The organism is Providencia stuartii (assembly GCF_029277985.1).
GTDB lineage: Bacteria > Pseudomonadota > Gammaproteobacteria > Enterobacterales > Enterobacteriaceae > Providencia > Providencia zhejiangensis.
On record NZ_CP119547.1, the window covers coordinates 71,385 to 83,697 of the forward strand.

Below are 12,313 nucleotides of genomic sequence, written 5' to 3' on the forward strand. Positions count from 1 at the left end.
AATCTTAGGGGATAGACATGCGGACAAAATTACTCGGGGCGCTGATGGTGTTCGGGATTATTACCGGCACGGCTCATGCGTCATCGAAATTGGAAATCACCGATCCCAGAGCGGCGAAGATAGAGGACATCGTAGAGCTACCCATCAAAGGGGTTCGAGCCGTCCAAAGTGATGGGCAGATCATGTTCCTCTCTGAAAACGGGCGATTTGTTATTTCAGGACAAATCTACGACCTGTGGAGCAAGAAGCCCCTCAACACGATGTCCCAAATGAGGGATGTAGCGGAGCGTATCCACTTCAAGAGCATGGGCATGGATGTGGACACGCTGAACACCGTTTCGATGGGGCGTGGTGACAAAGAGGTGGTGGTCTTTGTCGATCCTAGATGCGCGGTTTGCCATCAGCTCATGGGTGATGCCAAATCGCTGGTGGATGATTACACCTTTAAATTTATCGTGATTCCTGCTCTGGGTGCTGAGTCCAACCGCTTGGCAAAGAACTTGTACTGCGCGAAAGACAAAACCCACGCGCTCGATGCGCTGATGAACAACACCTTGGGTTCCCTTCCTTCAAAAGAAACCTGCGACCCCGGCCAATACGATCAAACGCTGCTGACAGCTCATTTCATTGGGATTGAGGGCGTTCCGTTCGTGGTTGCTCCGGATGGTCGTGTCAGCAAAGGACGTCCGAAGAACCTGAAATCATGGTTGGAGAGTGTTGAATGATCGTAACCATCAAAAAGAAACTCGAAGAAACGTTGATCCCGGAGCACTTGCGAGCTGCCGGGATTATTCCTGTCCTGGCCTATGACGAAGACGATCATGTCTTCCTTATGGATGACCACAGTGCAGGCTTTGGTTTCATGTGTGAGCCCCTGTGTGGTGCCGATGAAAAAGTTCAGGAGCGAATGAACGGTTTCCTGAATCAGGAGTTCCCGTCGAAGACTACGCTCCAGTTTGTTCTGTTCCGCTCCCCGGACATCAATCAGGAGATGTACCGGATGATGGGGTTGCGTGATGGCTTCCGTCACGAGCTGCTGACATCTGTCATCAAGGAACGGATTAACTTCCTCCAGCACCACACGACAGAACGCATATTTGCCAAGACCAACAAAGGTATCTACGACAATGGCTTGATCCAAGACCTCAAGCTGTTCGTTACGTGCAAAGTCCCCATCAAGAACAATAACCCGACTGAAAGCGAACTCCAGCAGCTCGCACAGCTTCGCACGAAGGTCGAATCATCGCTTCAAACCGTTGGTCTGCGTCCCCGCACAATGACGGCGGTGAACTACATCCGGATCATGAGCACCATCCTGAATTGGGGGCCGGATGCTTCATGGCGACATGACTCTGTGGATTGGGAGATGGATAAGCCCATCTGCGAGCAAATCTTCGATTACGGCACTGATGTGGAAGTCAGCAAGAACGGCATCAGGCTGGGGGACTACCACGCGAAAGTCATGTCAGCGAAAAAGCTGCCTGACGTTTTCTACTTTGGTGATGCGTTGACCTATGCCGGGGATCTCAGCGGCGGCAACTCCAGCATCAAAGAAAACTACATGGTTGTGACCAATGTGTTTTTCCCTGAGGCAGAAAGCACGAAAAACACTCTGGAGCGCAAACGCCAGTTCACTGTAAACCAAGCCTACGGGCCGATGCTCAAATTCGTGCCGGTGCTGGCGGACAAAAAGGAGAGCTTCGACACTCTCTATGAGTCCATGAAAGAGGGGGCTAAGCCAGTCAAGATCACCTACTCGGTGGTTTTATTTGCTCCAACCAAAGAACGTGTTGAAGCGGCGGCGATGGCCGCACGAAACATCTGGCGTGAATCTCGGTTCGAGCTGATGGAGGATAAGTTCGTTGCTCTGCCGATGTTCCTCAACTGCCTGCCATTCTGTACAGACCGGGATGCAGTGCGAGACCTATTCCGCTACAAGACCATGACAACCGAGCAGGCGGCTGTGGTCCTGCCGGTGTTTGGGGAATGGAAGGGGACCGGGACCTATCATGCAGCGCTGATTTCCCGCAACGGCCAGCTCATGAGTCTGTCTCTTCACGACAGTAATACCAACAAAAACCTGGTGATCGCAGCCGAATCCGGCTCGGGTAAATCGTTCCTTACCAACGAACTGATTTTTTCCTACTTGTCCGAGGGTGCTCAGGTCTGGGTTATTGATGCCGGTAAGTCCTACCAGAAGCTGTCGGAAATGCTCAATGGCGACTTCGTTCACTTTGAAGAAGGAACGCACGTCTGCCTCAACCCGTTCGAGCTCATACAGAACTACGAGGACGAAGAAGACGCGATTGTCAGCCTCGTTTGTGCAATGGCGTCGGCCAAAGGCTTGCTGGATGAATGGCAAATCTCTGCGCTGAAACAGGTCCTTTCTCGCCTGTGGGAAGAGAAAGGTAAAGAGATGAAGGTTGACGACATCGCTGAGCGCTGTCTGGAAGAAGAAAACGACCAGCGCCTCAAGGATATTGGTCAGCAGCTCTACGCCTTTACGTCGAAAGGTAGCTACGGGAAATACTTCTCTCGCAAGAACAACGTCAGCTTCCAGAACCAGTTCACTGTACTGGAGCTCGATGAACTGCAAGGGCGTAAGCACTTGCGTCAGGTTGTACTGCTCCAGCTTATTTACCAGATCCAGCAAGAAGTATTCCTGGGTGAACGTAACCGCAAGAAAGTCGTCATCGTGGATGAGGCCTGGGACCTGCTCAAAGAGGGCGAGGTCTCGGTCTTCATGGAACATGCCTACCGCAAATTCCGTAAGTACGGTGGCTCCGTTGTCATTGCAACGCAGTCCATCAACGACCTCTATGAGAACGCAGTGGGCCGCGCCATCGCGGAGAACTCGGCCAGCATGTACTTGCTCGGCCAAACCGAAGAAACCGTGGAATCTGTTAAACGTAGCGGTCGTCTGACCCTTTCAGAGGGCGGGTTCCACACCCTCAAGACGGTACACACCATCCAGGGCGTGTACTCAGAAATCTTTATCAAATCGAAGAGCGGCATGGGCGTCGGACGCTTGATAGTGGGCGACTTCCAGAAGCTGCTTTATTCGACCGATCCGGTGGACGTTAACGCCATCGACCAGTTTGTGAAACAAGGCATGAGCATTCCTGAGGCAATCAAGGCCGTGATGCGAAGCCGTCAGCAGGCTGCATAACCAGGGAGACAGTAATGGACATTAAATCAATCGCAATCGCCGCCATTCTCGGTGCCGCTGGTGGCTTCGGCGGTAGCTACTACGTGATGAGCGAACAAACGGCAAGCATCCATCAGCGTTTGAATCAAACCCCGCCAGTGGTCGTGGTTGACTTCGCTAAAGTGGCGTCGGCGTATCCCGCTGGTGCCTCTCAGGAGGAAGTTGAAAGACTGATGGTCAAGACCAATGACGCAATTTTGAAGTTGAAAGACGCAGGTTATTTGGTCCTTGACGCAAGTGCTGTCGTCGGTGCTCCAAGTGACGTGTACCTCCCTGATGAGGTGCTGAAATGAATTTTCCACTCAAGAAGTATTTCGTCAAAAAGGAATCCTGGAAGCGCTTCGGGGTTAAGGCCGGTGTGACACTACTGGTTCTTTGGGCTGCTGGTGCGGCCTTTGCCAGCCGCTACCGTATTGGCATTGATCCACAACAGGAGAAGTGCCTGCCGGGTTACACCTTCTTCCTCATTGATCTGAACGACCAAACTCTGGAGAGGGGAGCTGTTTACGCCTTCCAAGCCAAGAACATGCAGCCTTTCTACAAGGACGGGACTCGCATGGTCAAAATCCTCACCGGTATGCCGGGGGATAAAGTCGAGATCAACGATAAGTGGAAGATCACCGTCAATGGTGATGTCGTCGGAGAGGGGCTCCAGCTCGCAGGGAAACTACATCTGCCAGAGAGCCACTTTTACGGCAAGACCACGCTGAAAGAGAATAACTACTGGTTTATGGGCAAAAGCCCATTCAGCTTCGACTCACGTTACTGGGGGACTGTGAAAAATGATCAGATCATTGGCCGCGCATATCCCCTGTTCTAAGAGCGTTCTGGTGGCGTTGATATTCTCTGTGGCTGGCGGGGCATACGCTCAAGAGTCTCCGCTCACAGAGCAGGATAAGGCGCTTATTGAGAAAGGAAAGCAAATTGCCCAAAAGGCCCAGAAGATGGAAATGCCATCTCTGTTGCAAAACCAACACATGGACGAGGCTCAGGCCGAAGCCAAGGCATTTTTCAAGCAGCTCCAAACTACTAACCCAACGCTCAAGGAGATGCACCGGAAACAGGCTGAAAAGGGTATCTACTCTGACCATCGGATACTGGTTTTCGCCTCGTTGTCTCTTGGCGAACAGGGGTTAGATGACGTCCTAACGGCGGTGTCAGGCCAGCCTGATTCTGTAATTGTGTTCCGTGGCATCCCGGAAGGAATGAACTTGGGGCAGGGAGTTAAAGCTATTCAGGCGCTCGCGGCCAAAAAAGACCCAGTGCCGAACATCATCATCAACCCTACGTTGTTCAAAACGTACAACATCACAGCCGTTCCCACGATTGTGATGCTGGAGGATGAGCCGCTGCCTGGCGAACAACCAAACGTCGTCGCCCAGGTCTCCGGGTTGTCCGACCCGGTATGGTTGGCTCGGGAAGTGGATAACGGAGAAAAAGGCGATCTCGGCGTTAAGGGGCCGGTGGAGAAAATCAGTGAGCCAGACCTTATTGATGTTGCCAAGAAACGCCTTGCCAATATCGACTGGGAAGAGAAGAAGAAACAGGCTATAGAGCGCTTCTGGACCAAGCAGAATTTCAATGAGCTGCCCAGAGCGCCAAAATCTCGAACACGAGAAATTGACCCTAGCGTCATGATCACCAGTGACATCAGCACTCCGGATGGCACTGTGTTCGCTCACGCGGGTGACGTGATCAACCCATTGTGCGATCCGAAGGAAGTTTGCAAGCCTGGAACGCGGCCATTTACCCAAGCGGTCGTAGTTTTCGACCCGCTGGACAAAAAGCAAATGGAGCTGCTCGCCAAGAAGCTGCCTGAAATTAAGCAGGAACCTGGCGTACAACGGATTACCTATATCGCCACAGAGTTCGACAAAGACAAAGGCTGGGATTCCTACAAGAGTGTCACCGACAACTTTGACGCGCCGGTATATCTGCTGACGCCAGATCTGATTACCCGGTTCGAGCTGGAGCACACACCGAGCGTCATTACTGCCAGAGGCAAGAAGTTTGTTGTCCGCGAACTTGCTGAGGAGGGCGGTGAATGATTTTTGCCCCGGCTTTCCAACCAATTAAAGACGTCGGCACAGGTTCGTTTGTCGCTGCTGAGGTACTGGCTCGTTGGTACGACGAAGGCCGGGTTCTTACACCATCCTCTCTGTCATCACCTCCTTATTGGGGGCTGGTGGATATGGAGATGGCACGGTTCATTCAGGACAACCTTCATTATTGCTTGGATCTGTACCCAGCTCTTTTTCTGAATGTCTCTGAACATACTTTGCAATCAGACGTCATTTTCAAAGCGTGGTGGAGGGTTGTCCGCGACATTGCTAAGAATCACTCATCACGGCTTGTCATCGAGATTACCGAGGGCATTCAGGATGCCTCTCTCGCATTGAGATGGGAGGCTCTTACCGAAATAGGGGTTGAGCTGGCGCTGGATGACTATGGAGACAAAAACTCTTCGCTGGAGCGCCTGAGTCGTTATGACTGGCACTATTGCAAGTTTGACGCGAGAAGACTGCGGTCGCTTGAAGACTACTCGGCCATCCTCCACTGCCGCCGAAAAGGCATACAGCTCATTGCTGAGCAGGTGGAGAGCTTCCCATTGGGGGAGAGCGCCAAATTACTTGGACTGTCATGGCAACAAGGTTTCTATCACGGGAAGCCTGCTGTCATGGAGAAACACTTGAATTACGTAAAGGCCTTACCATGATGCAAAAAATTCTACGGGTCATTGCCGTTAGCGCGGTCTTTTGGGTTCGTTCGGTATCGGCTGACCCTGGGTGCCAGAATGCGGAAGTAATCGGCGGAAAACTGATTACTGACATCTGCTGGAGCTGTATTTTTCCCATCAAAGTAGCAGGGGTTCCTATAAGTGGTGGAGGCGGATCATTCCCGAGTGAAGCCGTAAGCAACCCTCTGTGTATGTGCGAGGATAATCTAGGGGTCCCTCGGCCTGGAGTCACCACTTCTATGTGGGAGCCAGCACGGCTTGTTGAATTTCAGAGAGTGCCTGGCTGCTCATCTGTCTTGAATGGTGTCAGGTTCCCGTTTGATAGGACTAACCAAGGGCATCATGGCATGGGAGACATGGATGGTGGTGATGGTTCTTTTATGCACTATCACTACTATGCGTTTCCTCTGTTGGTGATGCTCGATTTATTTATTAAGCAGACCTGTAATGCTGATGGGTATATGGATCTCGACATCATGTACATGTCGGAGCTCGACCCGACCTGGAACAATGATGAGCTCGCTTTTTTTACCAATCCAGAGGCGGCGGCAGTAGCAAACCCAATTGCGGCGGCTGCGTGTACTGCTGATGCTGTCTCATCAACCGCTGGAAAACCTTTAAAACAGCTTTTCTGGTGTGCTGGTTCATGGGGCACCCTGTATCCATTTAGTGGCAACCAGAATGGTGGAAAAGGTGTTATCCGCGATAGCAGTCTTCTTAGCACAAGGGTTCTGGCTGCTTTGCATCGCCGGGGGTTAGCGTGGAAGACAATGGGTTCTGAGGCTATGTGTAGAGGTGTTATTAGCCCAACACTACCCAAAACGCAGTACAAATTCACGCTATTGCATCCGGTTCCAGAGACAAACTCATCTCACGTAATTGGCGAATCCACTCTTACGTGGGGTCTGGCGCGAACTATACCGGCAATTGGGCAAGACCCTATTTACACCATCTGGCGATGGAATGATTGCTGTAACAATTGAGCAGACCCTAACGAATTTGCACGGGCATTTTAGATTATGCCCCAAAAGGGCCACTACACGTACAGGTGGCCCTTGTCTTCTCAGATAGCATGGGAAGGTTGAAATGGAGAACACAATGCGAAGTCATAATTACTTTATGAAAGCTGTGGCCTCGCTGTTGACAGTAACCATGTCTGCGCTGCCGATACATTCCTACGCTAACGGTAGCCAAGACCAGGACATCACAGCGGTGGGTAAAGAGGCCCAGGCTTTCGGACAAAACCTCTCAAACTCATTCAAGTCGAGCTCGGGGACTGTGCAAGATGGCACAATCTCTATGCCGACGTTGAAAGACGGTCAATTCCAAATGAACGGGGGGAGTCAGATTAATGTCAATGATCTATTCCCCGGAACGAGCGGGACCAACAATAAACCTGATAGTTATTACTTCCCTGATGCCAATAAACCTGATGTGGGCGGTCTGCAAGGCATTTACGACTCTGGCGATGACATGGACAGCGTGGGGAATAATGCAAAAGGGTCGCTGTGGAGTGATGCCAATAGTGCTAATCCATCAATCTCTGGTGCGGCATACAAGGTTCTTCTCGATGCCTCTAATCGATCACGCCCTGATTTCAGTAATGACCCTGTACTAAATCTAAGCAAAAAGACCTATGAGGATATGGACCTCATCGCAGGTGGCTTTGGGGATTGTTCTGCCGAAACAACCATCAATCAGAATACTATCAACGCCCACATTCCAGAGTATGAACGGTGTCAGCGTGTTGTAGATCAAAGCGCGGACTGTGAGGTTGTCCATGACTACGATGCCTCTGTGGTGAAGCACTATGATGGTCCATATAACCTCAAATCTTGTGGAGAAGGCTGTACTGAGTTGTGGATTGGCCGAGTTGGTAACGACTACTGGAGTGGCAACTGTTCGATTTATGAGGAATACACGCGGGTCCAAGTCAGTAATCCAGACGCCATAGTGTCTGCAACTCTTGAGTACGCCAAGTGGGATGACTACATGCAAGTTTGGGTTGGTAAATCAGGTCAGGAAACTAAAGTATGGTCCGGCCCTGACGGCAATTTCCCTCCAGAAACGGCTGGCCGATGTGAATTGTCAACAAGTTGGGAGCGAAACCCTAATATTGATGTCACTCCCTATTTCAAGAATGTGAAAGATGGTGATGTTGTTACGTTTAAGATCCGCGTTTCAGTAACTGGCGCAGGTGAGGGTTTTGGCCGCATAAAGCTACGCTATGACCCATCAAAAGCCATTACCAAGGATGAGTGGGCTCCACAGAGCTGCATGGATTCAGCCAAAGGGGTTGTAGATGGTTTTGCGGAAGGCGAGATCACATGTATAGATGACCCGACTGATGCTACGGGCTGCACAGTCATCAATGGGATCAAAGTTTGCGAATCTCAACTCAAGCCGTCACCTTTGCCTGGTATTCCAAAACTATGCAAAAAGGTTCGAGTTAAAGCTGACTATGACTTTTATAAGGGGCAAATGGACTGCTGGACAGACCCTCAAGGTGAAACGCACTGTCCGGTAAACACGGGCGGGAATCTCGATAGCTGTCAGAAATATGAAGAAAACCCTCAGTGCGGCTTCATCAGTTCCAAATGTGTTGATGGTGCTCAGGGAAGTTCTGGTACGTGCTACGTCCACGAGGATACTTATGACTGTGGTACAGATGTTTCTGTTCCGACCTTGGAAAAGGAAACTGAGTACCAGTGCGGTGGGCCTATACGCTGCATGGGAGATGACTGCCTTGATTTGACCAAAACACAAAGCACTGATTTTGCTCGCGCTACTGCGTTGCTCAATGCAGCCCAATTCATGACGCAGGATATGAGCTGCACAGGCCAAGATGGGGATGACAATCCTACCGGGGATGAAAACGTTATTTGCTCTGCTTTTGCAGGGGAAGCTGGCGAATGCAAGATAGCTGTTGGGGGAGTTTCTGATTGCTGTGAAAAGCCAACCAATATATCTCTTGCCGATTATCTGAACCTAATAATGGCCGTTCCAAAGCTCGATGGCGCAGTGATGGGGCTGACTGATGGTAATGCGCTTAAAGGTGCTTATCAGGTACTTAGGGAACCTGCCCTTCAAGGGTGGACAGAAGTCACAAAACCGTTCACAAGTTATATAGAGAACGTTTCAGGTGCTGTTGATTCGTTCTTCCAGCCTGTAGAGCAGTTTGTTGATCAACTCATTGACCAGCTCAAAGAGCAAGTCAAAGAAGTGATGATGGATGTCATGAAATCAGCAGGCCAAGATGCAGCAACAGAGCAGGCGGCTGCCGCAGCATCTGAACAAGCTGCCGAAGCAATGATGGAGACTGCGACAACATGGCTTAGCACTGCCATGACGATATATACCGTCTATGTCGTTGCGATGGTGATGATCCAGATGATTTATAAGTGCGAGGAAGAAGAGTTCACTATGAACGCCAAAAGAGCGCTCAAGAATTGCACCTATGTAGGCTCTTATTGTAAATCTAAGGTGTTGGGCGCTTGTATTGAAAAAAGAGAAGCGTATTGCTGCTTCAATTCTCCGCTCTCTCGTATTATACAAGAACAGGTTCGCCCTCAATTGGGGCAGAACTTTGGAGACCCCAAAAATCCTCAGTGTGAAGGGATTCCACTAGATAAAATTGCCGAAATTGATTGGAGCAAAATTAATTTGGATGAGTGGCTTGGGATATTACAGCAGAACGGTAAATTCCCTGATCCGGCCTCAATAAATCTCGACTCGCTGACTGGAGCAGGGAATGACTTCAATATTGACGGGACGCGGAAGAATGCTCAGGAAAGGGCGTTGGAGCGGTTGGAAGGGATTGATATTGACGCGAAGCGAAAAGAGGCGACAAACAGCATAGACCCTCAAACAGGCGCGCCAACTGGTGGTGGTGGATAAAAAAAGGGGCCTTTCGGCCCCTTTCTCATGTAGATTGATTACGCTTCTGGGTAAACAAATAACTCTGCTTTTCCCTGATCAAGAAGGTAAGGGAAAGCAACTTTTTCGCCATTATCCAGCTCAACCGATTTTGGAGCAAGGTAGAGGTAGGCCCAAGCTGGTAGCTGTTTGCTAATAGCTGCGTAGATCGCTTGCTGAGGAGCATGGCTTGCTGCCCCATTACCGACATTCACAAAGTTGTATGCGGTCTCATGGCCTGATGTGAAGGCATACGCTGTACCTTGAACGCCAGAGACAAAATTAGGAGCTGACCCTAGGCGAGGCTCCACGATTTTCACCTTAACGGAACACATGTCAGCTACCTTACTTTGTCCGTTCACCCACGTCGGGCAACCCCATTCATTCTTGTAGAACTGATAGGTTAGGCGACCATCTTTGTCATACAGAAGCGTGAAATTGGCACCCAAATCAGTCAGCGCTGACTCAATGGAAACTTTCACATGTGAAAGAAATTTGGCCTGAGCGTCTGCCGGTGAAACTGCTTCGTTAGCAGGCATCCAAGCGATCAAGCTATTGCGAGCGCCATGCTGTTTGGGGCCGATAGCCCAGTTCGCAAGGTTGACCAAGCCACCTTGCCAGTCGGTCATTCCGAGCTGAGGGGACATGTAGCCAGACAGCACGTAGGCTGCCCCAAACGTTTTGGTGTCGGTCAGACGCTCCAGCTTGTCACGCGGAACAGAAGCGTCTTGGATGCCTGTTACCAGGCCACCGGCCTCCGCGATGTTGTAAGCGCGACTGTGATTGGTTTTGTACGCTGTGGGTTCGTAACTGCTGGTGGATGCACAGCCAGATAGAGCTGCTACAGCCAGAGCCACGGTGGTGATTAAAGCCTTTTTCATGTTGTTCTCCGTTCTTACCTGAGTTGAATCTGATTTACTTCGATAATATCACAGCATCAAAAAATGCAACCATAAAAGACAAAAAAAAGCCCCTCGGGCGAGGGGCAAAGGTTTGGGCTGGGTTATGCTGCTTTTGTTTTCTCGGCTTCGTCTGCGATTTCCTTGTCGCCGGTTGCAGATTCCGGAGCGGCTTCGGCCACTTCACCTTCTTTGCCTTTGCTGTGGGCGGAAATGCGAGCCCGTTTCTCGATGCCGATGATTCGACCGGCCAGCTTGATGAGGCGTTGCTGCCATTGGTAAGTGGCGTCGGTGCGCTGCTTGCTGGTCAGTACGGTGTTCAGCCAGAGAGTGTCAACGATCCCCATCAGGGTATCCAGTTTGCGGATCAGGTGTGCAAACTGAGCAACCTGAGGAGAGTTGATCTCGATGGTGTATTCATTCGGGTTGGTGTAGCCGGGCATCATGTCGATGCCGTTGTCTTCCATCAGCTTGTTGAGCTGGGCGGTAGCTTTGTCCAGGTCTTCGGAGACCTTGGAAATGTGTTCCAGGATGACGGTTTCAACCTGGTCGATTTCGTCCTGCTCACCGATGATGCGAAGGATCACGTCGATGGAGAACAGGGAGTTGGAAACTCGCTCAAAGCTGCGTTCCATGACGCGCTGAGCTTGGAGGCTGTTTACTTTCAGAACTTGCTTGAAAACAGGGCGAGAGTAGTGGTTGCTGCGGTCGTTGTTTGTGTCCAGTGCTACTTGTGCTTCTGCCATTAGAGATACTCCTAAATTTGAGGTACAGATAAACGCACTGGAAAGGATAAATGCGGTCAATCTGTAACCTGACCTCTCGAAGTGCCCAAAATGGACAGTTACAGCGTTTTCTGTTTAGCAAAGGTGAGCTATATTTGAATCATCTTAGTCGCTCTGCGGCTATAGGTGAGATAGCTGGTCTCCGAAAACAAACAGCATCTAGTCTTATGCCGTATGGCATTACTTAACCCCAAGCCGGGGGCTTCTCCCGGTTTTCGGGTGTTGCCCCTGTTTTTTTACATAGGAGCAACACCATGCACATCATCACTTTCATTGTAGTTCTGCTTGCATCTCTGGGCGCACTGTACGTAGGCGCGAAGGCATTTGCTTTTTCCTTCATCGTTCTCGCTAAAGTGTTCCAGCGTATCGGTTTGTTCCTTTGGAACAAATTCGCAGTTCCTGCAATGCGGTCTGTACAGGCCGTCATCAAAGAACGTGCTGCCAAGGCTGAACAAGCCAAAGCAGTCGTTGAACCTGAGGTAACTCAAGTTCAAGAAGTCGCTAAACAAGAACCTGACTGGGATTATCTCGAAATCCCGACTTACCTTCGTAAGGGCAAGGAACTTGTTTGGTAATAACTGTCGCTGAGTAATCTTCGACACTTTCAAACCCATCGGGGCAACCATACCCCGACGGGGATGTTGCCCCTTTTTGCTTAGGAGCAACATCATGGAAATCGCTATCATCGCTTTGTGTATCCCTACTGGTTGGGCAATCTCTCGTCCTTTCGTGAGAATCGCTGAATCGTTCGGTTACTGCTGATAGTCAA

11 protein-coding genes are annotated in these 12,313 nt (G+C 50.5%); 9 read left to right on the plus strand and 2 right to left on the minus strand.

Going from position 1 to position 12,313, the window contains the following annotated elements; all coding sequences use genetic code 11:
- The first annotated feature begins 17 nt into the window (after positions 1-17).
- From P2E05_RS20520 to traN, 8 genes are all read left to right on the plus strand, one after another.
- Positions 18-725: a DsbC family protein gene (locus P2E05_RS20520; RefSeq protein WP_001259347.1), complete on the plus strand. Its 708-nt coding sequence runs from the start codon at positions 18-20 to the stop codon at positions 723-725.
- On the plus strand, positions 722-3,169 hold the full coding sequence (traC, locus tag P2E05_RS20525; protein ID WP_000637386.1) for a type IV secretion system protein TraC: 2,448 nt from the start codon (positions 722-724) through the stop codon (positions 3,167-3,169). Before P2E05_RS20520 ends, traC begins: the two co-directional genes overlap by 4 nt.
- Positions 3,170-3,183: 14 nt before the next feature.
- Positions 3,184-3,501 (plus strand): hypothetical protein, encoded by a 318-nt coding sequence (locus tag P2E05_RS20530; RefSeq protein ID WP_000351984.1) that lies wholly within the window; start codon positions 3,184-3,186, stop codon positions 3,499-3,501.
- The gene (locus tag P2E05_RS20535) at positions 3,498-4,028 is read left to right on the plus strand and encodes a S26 family signal peptidase (RefSeq protein ID WP_001010738.1); all 531 of its coding nucleotides are present in this window, start codon (positions 3,498-3,500) and stop codon (positions 4,026-4,028) included. The genes P2E05_RS20530 and P2E05_RS20535 overlap by 4 nt, the downstream gene beginning before the upstream one ends.
- Positions 3,991-5,256, plus strand: coding sequence for a TrbC family F-type conjugative pilus assembly protein (locus P2E05_RS20540; RefSeq protein WP_000621288.1), 1,266 nt, complete (start codon positions 3,991-3,993; stop codon positions 5,254-5,256). The genes P2E05_RS20535 and P2E05_RS20540 overlap by 38 nt, the downstream gene beginning before the upstream one ends.
- Positions 5,253-5,924 (plus strand): EAL domain-containing protein, encoded by a 672-nt coding sequence (locus P2E05_RS20545; protein WP_001337754.1) that lies wholly within the window; start codon positions 5,253-5,255, stop codon positions 5,922-5,924. Before P2E05_RS20540 ends, P2E05_RS20545 begins: the two co-directional genes overlap by 4 nt.
- Complete coding sequence (locus P2E05_RS20550; protein ID WP_000983283.1) at positions 5,921-6,928, plus strand: TraU family protein; 1,008 nt, start codon at positions 5,921-5,923, stop codon at positions 6,926-6,928. The genes P2E05_RS20545 and P2E05_RS20550 overlap by 4 nt, the downstream gene beginning before the upstream one ends.
- Positions 6,929-7,031: 103 nt before the next feature.
- Positions 7,032-9,842, plus strand: coding sequence for a conjugal transfer mating pair stabilization protein TraN (gene traN / locus P2E05_RS20555; protein ID WP_001909286.1), 2,811 nt, complete (start codon positions 7,032-7,034; stop codon positions 9,840-9,842).
- Positions 9,843-9,880: 38 nt separating this feature from the next.
- On the opposite strand, the gene P2E05_RS20560 is transcribed toward traN, so the two are convergent.
- Both P2E05_RS20560 and P2E05_RS20565 read right to left on the minus strand, forming a co-directional pair.
- On the minus strand, positions 9,881-10,522 hold the full coding sequence (locus P2E05_RS20560) for a hypothetical protein (protein WP_223854615.1): 642 nt from the start codon (positions 10,520-10,522) through the stop codon (positions 9,881-9,883).
- Positions 10,523-10,863: 341 nt separating this feature from the next.
- Positions 10,864-11,505, minus strand: a complete 642-nt coding sequence (locus tag P2E05_RS20565) for a hypothetical protein (protein WP_000796664.1) — start codon at positions 11,503-11,505, stop codon at positions 10,864-10,866.
- Between the two features lie 293 nt (positions 11,506-11,798).
- Between P2E05_RS20565 and P2E05_RS20570 the strand changes: the two genes are divergently transcribed.
- Positions 11,799-12,119: a hypothetical protein gene (locus P2E05_RS20570; protein WP_000547566.1), complete on the plus strand. Its 321-nt coding sequence runs from the start codon at positions 11,799-11,801 to the stop codon at positions 12,117-12,119.
- The last annotated feature ends 194 nt before the right edge of the window (positions 12,120-12,313 follow it).